The sequence below is a fragment of the Exiguobacterium sp. s70 genome, from assembly GCF_018618315.1.
GTDB classification, from domain to species: Bacteria; Bacillota; Bacilli; order Exiguobacteriales; family Exiguobacteriaceae; genus Exiguobacterium; species Exiguobacterium chiriqhucha.
Map to the genome: position 1 here is coordinate 85157 of NZ_JACSLV010000003.1, position 14075 is coordinate 99231.

Sequence of the window (14075 nt, forward strand, 5' to 3'; positions counted from 1 at the left end):
CGTCTCAAAAAAGTAACGCCTTCCTTTTTTTAGGAGTCACATTATGGTACGGTTAGAAAAAGCAGAAGGAGGAATCCCTATGTATTTGGCAGACGCCATTAAACTGAAACAACTGCTGCTGAAGCAGATTGATAAGTTGCTCGAAGAAGTCGAACGCGTCGCGTTCATCGAACTCGAGAAAGATGAACCGCTCCCGACGATTCAGTCCCGGTCGCTCGAGGATATCGAAGTCGAGCTCGAGTCGATTCGTTGTGACATGCGCCGCCTCGATCGTCTCGTCTGTGAGGCGAACTTGCGTACCGTCGTCGAGACGAATGACGGACCGCTCCCGCTCGTCGAAGCGATGGAGTTCGCCATTCAATTGCGGGCTCAGGCTCGGATGTATCAGGATTTGGCCGAACGTCCGAAGCGCGAGTTCCGAACCGGGTACGGAGAAGGGACGAGCATCATCAAACACGCTCTCTATGACCCTGAGCTGTATCGGTTGAAAGCCCGTGACGTCGAGAAGCGGGCCAACCGCATCGCCAGCGCCATCGAGACGGCCAACCATCGGACCGAGATCGACTTTGATGCAAGCCGCTATATGTAAGAAAAACGCGTCGGGAACGTTCCCGACGCGTTTTACATGTGGTGATTATGATGGTCGTTGTGATGATGATGCGTGCTCGAACTACGTCGCGGAGCCGGCTCGTCGGCGAACTTCTCCCCGTCCAAGATGCCGAGCCGTTTGTATTGGCGGTCGACCCGCTCTTTCGTCTCGTCGTGCACGTGCGACGACTCCATAATCAAGTGATAGCTGCCGAGCGCGACCCGGAACGGCTCCATCTGTGTCCGCTCGACTGGGAACGACGTCACGTCTCGCAAGTAGTCAGCGAGACGGTTTGCCGATTCGTCACTCGGATGGTCGGCCAAGTCTGACGCGAACTGTTGCATGTCTTTCAATAGACTGTTCGTCTTCACTTGCTTACCGATGCCTCCAATAACAGCGAACACGATAATACCGATAATCAGGAAAAAGAATATCGGGAAAATGATTGGTACTCCACTAAAAAACGAATCCCCCATCCCCGTCGAATCGATGTATATTTCTTCTCCAAATGCAAACGCATGGACCATGATGTCTCCCCCTTTTTTTCTATAATACGGATGCGGTCCCATTTGGTTTCATGCCCACAAAAAAACCGTGGCATAAGCCACGGCTTCAGCTGTCAGTTCAATTGTTTCTCCATCATGATGCGAGGCTCGTTATCCTCTGTATACGCCCCCATGATGTCGTAGCCACACAACAGATTTAAAATGATGACCCCTTTGTTCGTGTTGCGCGCTTTCGTTCGAATCGAATGGAACCCTTGTGCTTTCACCCACTCGAGTTGCGTGTCCATCAGCTTGCGGCCGATGCCATGCTTTTGAAACTCAGGGTGGACGCCGCCGGCCCAGCTATAGAAGCGATATGGCTCGGCCTCGTAACCGATTTTGAACCCGACGAGACGCTCGTCTGAAAACGCGAGCAACACGAGCGGGTTCGCATGGCGATACAGCCGTTCTTTAAAACGCAGTTGATCGATGTCCCCGTAAAGCGTGCGGTACAGGTTAAAGAATTCCTCTTCATAGTCTTTGAAATTCGTCGTCACATCTTTCACGATAAATGAACTGGTCGTACTCATCTTTCCATCCCCTTTCCGAATATGGACAAGTTGCTCGTACGCCTGTACCTTTCGCCGTTTACTCTGTTTTTCCTGTCTCGCGCGCAAAAGCGGTCAAACCTTTTTGCTTATACACGCCGAGCGACCGCTTCGGAAGACTCTTCACCATCCAATTTTTTAAGATGCGTTGCTTGTCTTCTGCCTTCAGTCCATAGCCGTCCGTCACGACGTGGCGCGCCCGCGTCGTCACATCGTATAACGAGATGGCAGCAGCGACCGAGATATTTAAGCTTTGGACGTAGCCTTGCATCGGAATCAAATAATTGCCGTCCGCTTTGGCGAGCGCCCGTTCCGATACGCCGTGATGTTCATTCCCGAACAAGAGCACGGTCGGTTTTGACACGTCGATATCCTCGAGCGGGACCGCCTCTTCACTGAGTGCCGTCGCGAGCACTTGATAACCGTCGGCCTTCAATCGGTCAATAGCGTCCTCAATGGAAGGGTGTTCGACCACGTCGACCCAACGATCCGCACTCTTGGCGATAATCGAGTTCGGTTTGAACTTGGCCCGACCTTCGACGACGTGCAACGTCTGCACACCGAACGCGTCCGCCGAGCGGAGCACGGCCGACTGATTGTGCGGATCATCGACCCCTTCCGTCAAAATCGTGATGTGGTTCGTCCGTAACGCCAACACTTCCTGCATCCGTTTGACACGGTCTGGCATCAACATGCTATACAGTAATCGATCTTCTTCTAATAACAGGCCCGACTGCAACAACTCCTCAAGCAAGGCCGCCTGCTCTTCTTTTGATAATGCCGATGTCGTCTGTCTCCATCCCATCGTTCTCGCCCCTTTCAACCTCTAGTATTGTAGCGAGATTCGTTTCGACTGACAAGCTATGGGCGAAACGAGTCGAATCGGTTTCGATTATGAAAATCCATGAAAATTAGGAAAACGGTTGCACAAAGTTATGCAATCGATTACAATCATCTATGCAAGCGATTGCATTGACAGTCGCCATAGACAGATAAAAAGTTCCGTATAGGAAGGAAGCGTATAGCATGAAACAACTCATCTCGTTCGACTTTTGGCAGAAACTCGGTAAGGCCTTAATGGTCGTCATCGCCGTCATGCCAGCCGCAGGTCTCATGATCTCGATCGGTAAATTGATTGGCATGTCAGCCGGAGACGTCAGCATCTTGCTCACGACCGCTCGCATCATTGAAGATCTCGGTTGGGGAATCATCGTCAACTTACATATCTTGTTCGCGGTCGCCATCGGTGGCTCGTGGGCGAAAGATAAAGCCGGCGGTGCTTTCGCTGCACTGATTGCCTTCATCTTGATTAACCGTGTCACAGGTGCCATCTTCGCCGTCAACGGAACGATGCTCCAAGACCCGGAAGCGACAGTCCAGTCACTCTTCGGAGCTGACCTCGTCGTCGCTGACTACTTCACATCAGTACTCGGTTCACCAGCTCTTAACATGGGCGTGTTCGTCGGGATTATCGCCGGTTTCCTCGGTGGTGCCCTTTATAACAAGTTCTACAACTTCAACAAATTGCCGAACGCCCTCTCGTTCTTCAACGGGAAGCGCTTCGTCCCATTCGTCGTCATCCTCGGTTCGGTCGTTGCCGCGATTGCCTTGTCAATCATTTGGCCGACGATTCAAGGTGCGCTCAACAGCTTCGGTGAATGGATTGCGACGTCACGCAACACGGCACCAGTCCTCGCGCCGTTCATCTATGGTGCGCTCGAACGTCTCCTCTTGCCGTTCGGACTTCACCACATGCTCACCGTGCCGATGAACTACACGGAGCTCGGTGGCACGTACACGATTTTGACAGGTGCGACAGCTGGTTCGGTCGTTGCGGGTCAAGATCCGCTCTGGTTGGCTTGGGTCACTGACCTCGTTAACCTTCGCGCCGCTGGTGATACAGCCGCTTACAACGCCTTGCTTGCTGACGTCGTACCGGCCCGCTTCAAAGTCGGTCAAGTCATCTTGTCATTCGCTGCCTTGATCGGTGCTGCTTACGCGATGTACCGCAACGTCGACGAAGACAAGAAAGCACAATACAAACCGATGTTCTTGTCGGCTGGTCTCGCCGTCTTCTTGACGGGTGTCACAGAACCAATCGAATTCATGTTCATGTTCGTCGCTCCAGTCCTTTACGTCGTCTACGCGCTCATGGCCGGTGCCGCCTTCGCTTTAGCAGATGTCATCGACCTTCGTGTCCACGCGTTCGGTGCGATTGAATTGCTCACACGCATCCCGATGATTGTCAAAGCGGGACTCTTGCAAGACTTGATTAACTTCTTCCTCGTCTCGGCTGCCTTCTTCTTCTTGAACTTCGGTGTGTTCAACTTCTTCATCAAGAAGATGAACCTTCCGACGCCAGGTCGTAACGGGAACTATATGGAAGAAGTGACAGAGAAATCGAACGTGACAGGCAACGAACAGGTCATGGGGATTATCGCTCTACTCGGTGGGGAAGAGAACATCGAGGACGTCGATGCCTGCATGACGCGTCTCCGTGTCACAGTCAAAGATATGTCGCTCGTCTCAGAAGAGAGCGAATGGAAAAAGAACGGCGCCATGGGTCTCATCTTGAAAGACCGCGGTGTCCAAGCAATCTACGGCCCGAAAGCCGACGTATTGAAGTCAGATATTCAAGACGTCATCGGTGCATAATCAACAGGCCAGCTCGTACGAGTTGGCCTGTTTTTTCTAAAGGAGGACTATCGTGAATATTTTAACGCTGAACTGTCACGCCTGGTTAGAGGACCGTCAACAAGAGAAAATCGACTCGATCGTCGAACGGATCGCGAGCGAGGAATATGACATCATCGCACTCCAAGAAGTGAATCAACATAAAGAGGCCCCACTCATCGACGGCTTGATTCGAGAGAACAACTTCGCCTATGTGCTCGTCGAGCGTTTGAAAGAGCAAGGCGTCGATTACTACATGACGTGGGACTTCGCCCATTATGGATACGACATCTACGAGGAGGGCGTCGCGATTTTATCGCGCACTCCGTTCGTGTCGACCGAATCGTTCTTCGTCTCCCAGACGATCGACCCGAACGATTACAAATCTCGGAAAATCGTCAAGGCGGTCGTGGACGGCATGGACGCGCCGACGGCGATTTACTCCTGTCACCTCGGTTGGTGGCATGATGCCGATGAACCGGTGCGCCATCAGCTCGATGAACTGTTGCGCCGCGTCGAGGACGACGACCGCGCCTTGTTGCTCGGTGACTTCAATAACGACGCCTTCATCCGTGGCGAAGGGTACGATTACTTGATTGAGCACGGTCTCCAGGATTTGTTCCATTTGGCGACCGAGCGTGAAGGCGATGCGACCGTCCAAGGCAAGATTGCCGGCTGGGACGAGAACAAGCAGGCGCTTCGCATCGACTTGATGCTGACGAACGCCCCAATCCACGTCTCACGCCATGCCGTCGTCTTTGACGGCGAGAACGGTCCGATTGTCTCGGATCATGCCGGTGTCGAAGCAACGGCATTTTGGCGGTAAATGGCACCCTTTTCTTTTCCTCACGGAAGGGAAAAGGGTTTTGCTTTGCGTGGAAATCCTGTATGGTTGAAAACGACTGAAGTCTAACAACCTTGAACGAAAGAAGTGATTTTATTTTGACGACTACCCCATCGCTCAGTCGGACCGACTGGACGCTTATCTTATCGCTCGCCTTGCTCACGTTCGTGCTCGGGACGAGTGAATTTGTCATCGTCGGGATTTTACCCGATATCGCCGATGGCCTATCGATTTCGATTGCCACGGCCGGAACGCTCGTCTCGGCGTTCGCCATCACCTTCGCTATTGGAACACCACTAACGATGTCGTTCACAAGCCATTTGCCGAAACGAAAACTGATGCTCACACTCACCGCTGCGTTCATCGTCTTCAATTTGTTCAGTAGCCTCGCTCCGACGTACGGGATATTGCTCGTACTCCGGATGATGACCGCCGTCGTGACGGGCGTGCTCATCTCGCTCGCCATGCTCGTCGCCAGTGAATCGGTGCCGACCGGGAAGCGCGGGATTGCCGTCTCGTTCATTTTCGGTGGCTTTACGATGGCGAACGTATTCGGTGTTCCGCTCGGCACGTTCATCGGCCAACGGGCCGGATGGGAGACGACGTTCCTGTTGACGACCGCCTTGGGTGTCATCGCGTTCTTCGCCGTCTACCGTGTCGTCCCGAGTCAGTTGACGAGCGTCAAGACGTCGATTGCCGATCAGTTGCGCCTACTGACGAACCCGCGGATTTTAATCGCGTTCTTCATCCCGGCGTTCGGCTTCGGCGCTACGTACGTCGTCTATACGTATCTCGTTCCGATTTTGAAAGGTGTACTCGGCGTCCCGGTCGCCTGGATTAGCCCAATCCTGTTTGCCTACGGGTTCATCTCCATTTTCAGCAATATGGCGGCCGGGAAAATCGCCAGCCATAATCCGATCGGACGGCTCCGGTTCGTCTTTCTCATCCAAGCACTCGTCTTGGCGGCCTTGTATGTGACGACGTCGAACGTGACGCTCGGTCTAATCAATATCGCGCTCATGTCGTTCATGGCGATTCTACTGACGACATCGACGCAAATCTACTTGATCGACTTGGCCGAGAAGTTTAATCCGGACGCCAAAGGCCTGGCTTCATCGCTCATGCCGGTCGCAAGCAACGTCGGCATCGGGATGGGCTCGGCGCTCGGTGGTCTTGTCTACGCGAACGCACCCGTCATGACGCTCGCCCTCGTCGCCGGCGCCGTCGCGCTCGTGACAGCCTTGCTGACCGCGGTCAGTCATCAGCTCGACCAACGTTAAAACAGCGTGCCCCATGATGTGGGCACGCTGTTTTCATAACCAATCCAAGATTTGATCAATCGTCTCGTCGAGTTGTTGTTTGGCGCTGAGCGGGCTATCGTTATCTCCGTCCTGCGGGCCGTACATCCCGAAGTTGGCGTGATTGCCGTCTTTGATTTGATGGAAGACGGCGTCATCCGGGACGTTGTCACGGCTCGCCTCGATATCAGCCGGTGTGGCCAGACCGTCAATCTCCCCGGAGACGGACAAGACACGTAAATCGCTGTCCGCCATCGAACTGATCGGATACGAGGCGAGGAAGATGACCCCCTCGACTTGCTCCTCGTGTTCGAGCGCATAGCCGGACGCCGCCGAGCCGCCGAGTGAATGCCCGCCGACGACCCAACGTTCGATGTCTGGATGGGCGGCGATAATCGTCTCCGCAGCATCGATATCTGCTATCCCGAGATTCAAGCGCAACGATGGGATGGCGACGAAGACACCTTCCTCTGCCAGTCTGGTGCCATAGTAAGCGTACGCCTCTTTCTCGACTTTCGCCCCAGGATACAGGATGAACCCAACCTCGCTGTCCGTCTGCCCGAACTCGAGTCGATTGTCCACTTTCGTCGCCTCAGCCGCGTAACCGCGCGCTTCTTCCGTCGGTCCGTACGTCAGTTGCGTCCACACGAGGAAGCCGATGATGGCGACCAAGATGACTCCTAATAGGCCGAGGCCAATCCACTTCAGTTTTTTCTTCATTATATACCTCCATTTGCATCCACTTCCCCGTCACGGTACACTAGTATTAAAAAAGGGAAATACCAGGGGGACACCATGACCAAAAGTTCTGTAACCACGACGATTCAGTGGTTTATTTTTATTTTAGCTACAAACATTGTACCACCGCTCTCGATCGCTGCCCTATTTGAACTGTCGCCAGGCGAGACGATGACGTTCATCTCACGTTCACTGTTCGTCTTCGCACTCTTCAGCATCATCCAGACGCTTCTCGGCCACCGCCTGCCAATCTTAGAAGGACCAGCCGGGATTTGGTGGGGCGTGTTCACACTCTATGCCTCCATCGGTCCAGCACTTTATGGGAGCGGACAAGAGACGCTCCAAGCGCTCGGTTTCATGTTGTTCTTAAGTGGTGTGCTCGGTGTCGTCATGACTGTCACCGGCCTGTTGCGACGGATGCTGTCGTTGTTCACCCCACAAGTGCTCGGGGTCTATATGATTCTGCTCGTCCTGCAACTGTCGGGTGCCGTCATCAAAGGCGGCTTTGGCGTGACCGAGGACGGCATTAATATCGTTCAAGCCGTCGCGACGGCCGGTCTCGTGTTGTTCGCGCTCACGCTCGAGCGGAGCCGGTTCAAACAGTATGGACTCGTCATGACGCTCATCGCCGGATTTTGGTTGTTCAACTTGCTCGGACTCGGCAACCCGATTGTCCGTTCCGAGTCATTTTTCCTCGTGCCTGAACTGTTCCCGTTCGGAACGTGGGTGTGGGATTGGAACTTACTTCCGACTGCATTCGTCATCACGCTCCTTCTCATGACGAACGTCCTTGCCAATATCAAATTGATTGAACGCATCGTCAGCTCACGTGAGAAGCGTCAAATCGAAGGCAACGTCCCGGCGTCTGGTGTCGTCAGTGGGATCAGTCAAATGGTGGCGGGCATGTTTGGGACACCCGGACCGGTCGCCATCTCTGGAACGGCTGGTTTCTTATCCTCGACGGAGAGCGTCCATCGCTCACCCCATCTCGTGGCCCATGCTGTGATGATGGTGCTCGCCCTCATCGGTCCGTTCGTCTCGCTGATTGCGAGCATCCCAGCCGCCGTCGGATACGCCATCGTCACCCCGCTCATCGCGACGATGATTATCATCGGAATTAACGAGGCAGCGTTCGAATTGAACCAAAAGACGGCGTCACTCACTGTCGGTCTTCCACTTGTGATTGGGGCCGGCGCGATGTTGCTCCCACCTGGGGCGATGAACGATTTGCCGCCGCTCTTGGCGACCGTGTTCTCGAACGGACTCGTCCTCGGAACAATCGTCGCCTTGACGACAGCCATCCTCAGCCGTATCAAAGACTAAAAAAACTGACCTCGTGTGAGGTCAGTTTTTTTCGGTTACGTGCATATGGAACGCAGCGTCGTGCGGCAAGACGGCACCGTCTTCGGCCTCGAAGTGTGCGCGGTCCTTGACGTAGGCGGCAATCGAGATCGTGTCGCGGTGAAGCGCCCGTTTGAACGCTTGCTCGGCCGTCACCGGTGTCCCATCGTCATTTTTCAACTCGAGACCCATCAGCTTATACCCGAGCGTCTGTCCGCCACGGCGCATCTGACATGCCTCGAGCGCGTAGGCGATGAGTGTCGGCGTGATGACGACGTGGACGAACTCGCTCTTCACTTTCTTGCGGACGAGCTGCTCGACACCAAAACTTAGCAATCCGGCAATGACACCGTCAATCAAGACGGCTTTGGTCCGTTTCTTCGTTAATGGGTTCATTGGCTCATCCTCTGCATCATGCCAGACGTCAATACTTCGATGCCTTGTCCTTCTTCCGCGGCCATAATCAACGCGCGCGCCACATGGAGCGCTTGAATCGGTGCAGCATCTGGTAATTTATCGAGCAATAACGGTTGGAGCGGACGGCTGACGACCTCGGCTGCTTTCTCGCCGAGACGGAACTCCTCGCGATCTCCGAGCAAGAGCGACGGACGGGCGATAATCAAGTGTTCGAAGCCAAACACTTTGAGCCCGTTCTCGAGCTCCCCTTTCACCCGGTTGTAGAAGAAAGGTGACCGAAGTGACGCGCCTTGCGCCGAGACGACGGCGTAACGTGTCGCCCCGTGTCGTTTCGCGACACGTGCCACTTCAAGCGGCAAGTCGAGATCGACATGTTTGAACGCCTGACGTGAACCGGCGACGGCAATCGTCGTCCCAAGTGCGCAGTAGACATCATCAATGTGCGGCAACGCCTCGTCCATTCCTTCGAACCCGACGACTTCATGCAGTTTCGGATGACTCCATCGTTTCGAGCGGCGGACGATTATCCAGACTTGATCATACCGTTCTTGTTCGAGCAACTGTTCGACGAGTTCGCGTCCAATCAATCCGGTGGCGCCAACGACAAGTGCAGTTTTCCCCATGCTTGTTCCCCCTAGTTACGTAGTTCCTTTCAGTCTAGCTGACTTGCCGGTTATCGGCAACGACCTCGGCCGGACGGAACCGGTCGACGAGTCGGAAGAACCCGTTCAATAACAAGGCAGTGAACGATCCGGCGACGATGGCACTGTCCGTGAACAACTGCACCGCTTCCGGCATATTTGCGACGATGGCCGGGTTGGCCGTGATGCCAAGTCCGACACCGATCGACAAGGCGATTGTAATCAAGTTCTCATTTTTCGCAAAATCGACTTGGCTCAAAATCCGAATCCCTGACGCGGCGACCGTGCCGAACATGACGAGCATCGCCCCGCCGAGAACCGGTTTCGGGATCAATGTCGTGAACGTCGCGACTTTCGGCAAGAAGCCCAGCAAAATCAACAGACCGCTCGTCCAGAAGATGACGCGACGTGATTTGACGCCTGACAATTGGACGAGACCGACGTTTTGACTGAACGTCGTGTACGGGAAGCTGTTGAAAATCCCTCCGAGAATCGTTGCCACACCCTCGGCCCGATACCCTTTCGTCAACTCGTTCGAGCCAATCGGTTTTTTCGTGATATCGCTCAATGCTAAGAAGACACCGGTCGATTCAATCATCGAGATGATGGCCACGAGCGTCATGACGAGGATGGCCGAGACGTCAAACGTCGGCATCCCGAAGTAGAACGGTTGTACCATTTGGAACCAACCGGCCTCACGGACCGGGCTGAAATCGACGAGACCGAGGAACGCGGCGACCCCTGTGCCAATCAAGACCGCGAACAAGACTGCGGCCGCCCGTGTGAACACGGTACCGATTCGGTTCAAGACGAGAATCAAACCGATGGTCAAGCCACCGAGCGCCAAATTTTGCATCGAAGCGAAGCCAGGCTCACCTGGCGTCCCACCGCCGATATCATTGACAGCGACTGGGATGAGCGAGAGACCGATAATCGTCACGACCGAGCCGAGCACGACCGGCGGGAAGAAGCGAGCCAGTTTCCCGACAAAGCCTGAAATTAAGATGACAATGATTCCGCTCGCGATGAGTGCCCCATAGATGGCGGTGATGCCGCTCGAACTACCGATGGCAATCATCGGACCGACCGCGGTGAACGTACAACCGAGTACGACTGGCAGACCGACACCGGTGAAACGAGTCGTCCAGACTTGTAACAGCGTCGCGACACCACACATGAACAAATCGATTGCGACGAGATACGCGAGTTCCGTCGGACCGAGTCCGATGGCGCCACCGACGATGAGCGGGACAATGGCCGCGCCCGTGTACATGGCAAGTAAGTGTTGGAAACCAAGGCTGGCTGTCTTAAACGTATTCATCGGACCACCTCCACGAAGGAAATCTCACCCGCTTCAAGCTTTGCAATTCGGGCGAGTGACTCAACTTGATAGCCTCGTTCGAGCAACTTGTCCCGTCCCGGTTGGAACGACTTCTCGATGACGATGCCGACACCGGCGACGACCGCCCCGGCGGATTCGACGAGCTGCGTCAAACCGAGAGCGGCTTCCCCGTTGGCAAGGAAGTCATCGATGACGAGCACGCGCTCCCCGGGTTGGACGAAGCGTCGGCTCAAACTGATGCGGTTCGTCTCTTGTTTCGTGAACGAATAAACGTCCGCTTCAACGAGATCGTCTTGGAGCGTGAGTGATTTACGTTTACGTGCGAAAACGAACGGGATGTTCATCTCAAGCGCCGTCATCATGGCCGGAGCGATTCCACTCGATTCCAATGTGACGATGCGGTCAATTCCCGCGTCACGGAACCGGTCTGCGAACTCACGACCAATCGCCTGCATCAAGACAGGATCGACTTGATGGTTCAAGAAGGCATCGACTTTCAATACGTGTTCGGACAACGCTTGCCCTTCATCTCTGATTTTGTCTTCTAACTGCTTCATTGTTTTCCCTCCAATAAAAAAATGCGATTCGTCACCCCAACCCGGGGACGACGAACCGCATGGAAACAAAACGAATGCACACGACAAGCGTCACCCGTAGTCGAACCATTTACGGTGGTTCGGTAGAGACTTGTGAGCCATATTCTCACGGATATACGAGTGCGAATCTTTTATTTATATAAGATAGGACTTATTCTAGACGATATTTTATAAATTGCAACCCGTTTTGGAAAAGACGGCTAAAAGTTCGATTTTTCTGAAACTGCTGTATACTAAAGATACTGGAAAAACGAGAGGAGCCACATCCATTATGAAGCTATTCGTTTTAGGTGCCACCGGCCGGACCGGTCATCAGTTTGTCGACCAGGCCATCGAGCATGGCCACCATGTGACCGCCTTCGTGCGGGAACAGAAAAAACTCATCCGGACCCCGCAACTTGAAATCATCGAAGGCGATGTCACGGACAGTGCCGCACTGACAGACGCCCTCGCTGGTCATGATGCCGTCATCAGCTGTCTCGGGACTGACTTGAGCGACACTGACTTCTTGGCCCGCGTCACCGACGCACTCGTCCCGGCGCTGAAAGCGAACGCCATCAACCGGGTCGTCTATCTCGCTTCTGCCGGAATCGACAAAGAGATTCCCGGAATCGCTGGTACGGTCGTGACGTTCATGCTCCGGAAGCCGCTCCGTGATCACCGGGCCGCGGTCGATTTGTGGCGCAACTCGTCGTTCGATTACACGATCGTGCGGCCGATGCAACTGACGGACGGTCCCCGGACCTCGGTGTATCGAACGTCTATCGACAGCATTCCAGACAACGGAAAACAGATTTCACGAGCCGATGTCGCCCAGTTCATGCTGAACGCCGTTGAAGAACAACTCTTCATCCGCCAATCAGTCGGACTGGCGTACTAATTTTTTTGAATCCATGCTACAATATCGGATAGTCAACTTTGAAGGGAACGAATAAGAAATATGAGTATATTAACAGTACAAAACTTGAGCCACGGTTTCGGTGACCGCGCCATTTTGAACGACGTGTCTTTCCGTCTATTGAAAGGCGAACACATCGGCCTCATCGGAGCGAACGGTGAAGGAAAATCAACGTTCATGAACATCATCACACGTAAGCTCCAACCGGACGAAGGCAAAATCGAGTGGGCGAAAAACGTCCGTGTCGGTTACCTCGACCAGCACGCTGTCCTCGAGCGTGGGATGACGATTCGGGACGTGTTAAAGAGCGCATTCCAATACTTGATTGACACCGAAACACGAATCGGTGAGCTCTACATGGAAATGGGCGATGCAACGCCTGAACAGATGGACGACATGCTCGCCGAAGTCGGCGAACTGCAGGAAATGCTCGATTCGAACGACTTCTATATCATCGACGCGAAAGTCGAAGAAGTCGCACGCGGTCTCGGTATTTTAGATGTCGGACTCGACCGTGACGTCACGGACCTCTCAGGTGGTCAGCGGACGAAAGTATTGCTCGCGAAATTGCTTCTTGAGAAGCCGGACATCCTTCTCCTCGATGAGCCGACCAACTATTTGGACGAGGCCCACATCGAGTGGTTGAAGCGTTATCTCCAGAACTACGACAACGCCTTCATCTTGATTTCGCACGATATCCCGTTCTTAAACAGCGTCATCAACTTGGTCTACCATATGGAGAACCAAGACTTGTCACGCTATGTCGGGGACTACGACAAGTTCATGGAAGTGTACGAGATGAAACGCTCGCAGCTTGAATCGGCTTATAAACGCCAGCAGGCAGAAATCGCCGACTTGAAAGACTTCGTCGCCCGCAACAAGGCACGCGTCTCAACACGGAACATGGCGATGTCGCGCCAGAAGAAACTCGATAAGATGGACGTCATCGAATTGAGTGCGGAACGTCCAAAACCAGAGTTCCGGTTCTTGCAGGCACGCACGTCAGGTCGTCTCATCTTTGACGCCAAAAATCTCGTCATCGGTTATGACGAGCCGCTCTCACGCCCGCTCGACCTCCAAATGGAGCGCGGTCAGAAGATCGCCCTCGTCGGTGCGAACGGGATCGGGAAAACGACGCTGTTGAAGAGTCTTCTCGGCATGATCAACCCGCTTGAAGGAACCGTCGAACGCGGTGAGTTCTTGGAGATCGGGTACTTCGAACAAGAAGCGGCCGTCAGCAACAACACATGTATCGAAGAGATTTGGAGCGAGTTCCCATCACTCAACCAGCAACAAGTCCGTGCCATGCTCGCGAAATGCGGTCTCATGACGAAGCATATCGAGAGTAAAATCGCGGTCCTCAGTGGTGGAGAGAAGGCGAAAGTCCGTCTCTGTAAGCTCCAAAACAACGAATCGAACTTGCTCCTCCTCGATGAGCCGACGAATCACTTGGACGTCGACGCGAAGGAAGAGTTGAAGCGCGCGTTGAAAGAATATAAAGGCAGTATCCTACTCATCAGTCACGAACCGGAGTTCTATCAAGACATCGTCACCGACGTCTGGAACTGTGAATCGTGGACGACAAAAGTATTCTAATCCGTGTAG

At 53.9% G+C, this 14075-nt stretch carries 15 protein-coding genes and 1 riboswitch; of the genes, 7 read left to right on the forward strand and 8 right to left on the reverse strand.

Annotated features, from left to right (window positions below; genetic code table 11):
• Positions 1-43: 43 nt before the first annotated feature.
• A complete protein-coding gene (locus tag KNP84_RS08865) occupies positions 44-589 on the forward strand; it encodes a hypothetical protein (protein ID WP_251131200.1) in 546 nt (181 codons plus the stop codon).
• Positions 590-621: 32 nt separating this feature from the next.
• On the opposite strand, the gene KNP84_RS08870 is transcribed toward KNP84_RS08865, so the two are convergent.
• The 3 genes from KNP84_RS08870 to KNP84_RS08880 all read right to left on the reverse strand — a co-directional run bounded on the left by KNP84_RS08870 (position 622) and on the right by KNP84_RS08880 (position 2487).
• On the reverse strand, positions 622-1116 hold the full coding sequence (locus tag KNP84_RS08870; RefSeq protein WP_215114639.1) for a hypothetical protein: 495 nt from the start codon (positions 1114-1116) through the stop codon (positions 622-624).
• Between the two features lie 92 nt (positions 1117-1208).
• Positions 1209-1664 (reverse strand): GNAT family N-acetyltransferase, encoded by a 456-nt coding sequence (locus KNP84_RS08875; protein WP_021068095.1) that lies wholly within the window; start codon positions 1662-1664, stop codon positions 1209-1211.
• A gap of 58 nt (positions 1665-1722) precedes the next feature.
• Positions 1723-2487: a TrmH family RNA methyltransferase gene (locus KNP84_RS08880; protein ID WP_214762494.1), complete on the reverse strand. Its 765-nt coding sequence runs from the start codon at positions 2485-2487 to the stop codon at positions 1723-1725.
• Between the two features lie 221 nt (positions 2488-2708).
• Here KNP84_RS08880 and KNP84_RS08885 point away from each other — a divergent pair, with 221 nt between their 5' ends.
• The 3 genes from KNP84_RS08885 to KNP84_RS08895 all read left to right on the forward strand — a co-directional run bounded on the left by KNP84_RS08885 (position 2709) and on the right by KNP84_RS08895 (position 6479).
• Positions 2709-4337, forward strand: coding sequence for a PTS transporter subunit IIBC (locus KNP84_RS08885; protein WP_058765444.1), 1629 nt, complete (start codon positions 2709-2711; stop codon positions 4335-4337).
• A gap of 52 nt (positions 4338-4389) precedes the next feature.
• On the forward strand, positions 4390-5181 hold the full coding sequence (locus KNP84_RS08890) for an endonuclease/exonuclease/phosphatase family protein (protein WP_021068092.1): 792 nt from the start codon (positions 4390-4392) through the stop codon (positions 5179-5181).
• A 116-nt stretch (positions 5182-5297) separates the two neighbouring features.
• Entirely contained in the window at positions 5298-6479 is a 1182-nt protein-coding gene (locus KNP84_RS08895) for an MFS transporter (RefSeq protein WP_251131201.1), read from the forward strand.
• 33 nt (positions 6480-6512) lie between these two features.
• On the opposite strand, the gene KNP84_RS08900 is transcribed toward KNP84_RS08895, so the two are convergent.
• Positions 6513-7217: an alpha/beta family hydrolase gene (locus KNP84_RS08900; protein WP_214756396.1), complete on the reverse strand. Its 705-nt coding sequence runs from the start codon at positions 7215-7217 to the stop codon at positions 6513-6515.
• Between the two features lie 75 nt (positions 7218-7292).
• On the opposite strand from KNP84_RS08900, the gene KNP84_RS08905 reads away from it, so the two are divergent.
• Positions 7293-8558, forward strand: a complete 1266-nt coding sequence (locus KNP84_RS08905; RefSeq protein WP_029596280.1) for a purine/pyrimidine permease — start codon at positions 7293-7295, stop codon at positions 8556-8558.
• 21 nt (positions 8559-8579) lie between these two features.
• On the opposite strand, the gene KNP84_RS08910 is transcribed toward KNP84_RS08905, so the two are convergent.
• From KNP84_RS08910 to KNP84_RS08925, 4 genes are read right to left on the reverse strand one after another with little or no spacing between them, the layout of a single operon-like run.
• The gene (locus KNP84_RS08910) at positions 8580-8972 is read right to left on the reverse strand and encodes an RDD family protein (protein ID WP_029596281.1); all 393 of its coding nucleotides are present in this window, start codon (positions 8970-8972) and stop codon (positions 8580-8582) included.
• The gene (locus KNP84_RS08915; protein WP_021068087.1) at positions 8969-9616 is read right to left on the reverse strand and encodes an NAD(P)H-binding protein; all 648 of its coding nucleotides are present in this window, start codon (positions 9614-9616) and stop codon (positions 8969-8971) included. The genes KNP84_RS08910 and KNP84_RS08915 overlap by 4 nt, the downstream gene beginning before the upstream one ends.
• Positions 9617-9650: 34 nt before the next feature.
• Positions 9651-10955 carry a nucleobase:cation symporter-2 family protein gene (locus KNP84_RS08920; RefSeq protein ID WP_215114642.1) on the reverse strand — a complete coding sequence of 435 codons (1305 nt, stop codon included), beginning with the start codon at positions 10953-10955 and terminating at the stop codon, positions 9651-9653.
• Positions 10952-11533, reverse strand: coding sequence for a xanthine phosphoribosyltransferase (locus KNP84_RS08925; protein WP_021068085.1), 582 nt, complete (start codon positions 11531-11533; stop codon positions 10952-10954). Before KNP84_RS08925 ends, KNP84_RS08920 begins: the two co-directional genes overlap by 4 nt.
• Before the next feature lie 77 nt (positions 11534-11610).
• A riboswitch (purine riboswitch) is annotated at positions 11611-11712 on the reverse strand.
• A 131-nt stretch (positions 11713-11843) separates the two neighbouring features.
• On the opposite strand from KNP84_RS08925, the gene KNP84_RS08930 reads away from it, so the two are divergent.
• Positions 11844-12452 carry an NAD(P)-dependent oxidoreductase gene (locus KNP84_RS08930; RefSeq protein ID WP_215114643.1) on the forward strand — a complete coding sequence of 203 codons (609 nt, stop codon included), beginning with the start codon at positions 11844-11846 and terminating at the stop codon, positions 12450-12452.
• A gap of 60 nt (positions 12453-12512) precedes the next feature.
• Complete coding sequence (locus tag KNP84_RS08935) at positions 12513-14066, forward strand: ABC-F family ATP-binding cassette domain-containing protein (protein WP_021068083.1); 1554 nt, start codon at positions 12513-12515, stop codon at positions 14064-14066.
• The last annotated feature ends 9 nt before the right edge of the window (positions 14067-14075 follow it).

What these genes read in the sequence shown, in the direction of transcription:
- KNP84_RS08915 (WP_021068087.1), bottom strand. Translation starts at nt 9,616, where the DNA reads ATGGGGAAAACTGCACTTGTCGTTGGCGCCACCGGATTGATTGGACGC.
- KNP84_RS08870 (WP_215114639.1), bottom strand. Translation starts at nt 1,116, where the DNA reads ATGGTCCATGCGTTTGCATTTGGAGAAGAAATATACATCGATTCGACG.
- KNP84_RS08930 (WP_215114643.1), top strand. Translation starts at nt 11,844, where the DNA reads ATGAAGCTATTCGTTTTAGGTGCCACCGGCCGGACCGGTCATCAGTTT.
- KNP84_RS08920 (WP_215114642.1), bottom strand. Translation starts at nt 10,955, where the DNA reads ATGAATACGTTTAAGACAGCCAGCCTTGGTTTCCAACACTTACTTGCC.
- KNP84_RS08880 (WP_214762494.1), bottom strand. Translation starts at nt 2,487, where the DNA reads ATGGGATGGAGACAGACGACATCGGCATTATCAAAAGAAGAGCAGGCG.
- KNP84_RS08935 (WP_021068083.1), top strand. Translation starts at nt 12,513, where the DNA reads ATGAGTATATTAACAGTACAAAACTTGAGCCACGGTTTCGGTGACCGC.
- KNP84_RS08885 (WP_058765444.1), top strand. Translation starts at nt 2,709, where the DNA reads ATGAAACAACTCATCTCGTTCGACTTTTGGCAGAAACTCGGTAAGGCC.
- KNP84_RS08905 (WP_029596280.1), top strand. Translation starts at nt 7,293, where the DNA reads ATGACCAAAAGTTCTGTAACCACGACGATTCAGTGGTTTATTTTTATT.
- KNP84_RS08910 (WP_029596281.1), bottom strand. Translation starts at nt 8,972, where the DNA reads ATGAACCCATTAACGAAGAAACGGACCAAAGCCGTCTTGATTGACGGT.
- KNP84_RS08925 (WP_021068085.1), bottom strand. Translation starts at nt 11,533, where the DNA reads ATGAAGCAGTTAGAAGACAAAATCAGAGATGAAGGGCAAGCGTTGTCC.
- KNP84_RS08865 (WP_251131200.1), top strand. Translation starts at nt 44, where the DNA reads ATGGTACGGTTAGAAAAAGCAGAAGGAGGAATCCCTATGTATTTGGCA.
- KNP84_RS08900 (WP_214756396.1), bottom strand. Translation starts at nt 7,217, where the DNA reads ATGAAGAAAAAACTGAAGTGGATTGGCCTCGGCCTATTAGGAGTCATC.
- KNP84_RS08875 (WP_021068095.1), bottom strand. Translation starts at nt 1,664, where the DNA reads ATGAGTACGACCAGTTCATTTATCGTGAAAGATGTGACGACGAATTTC.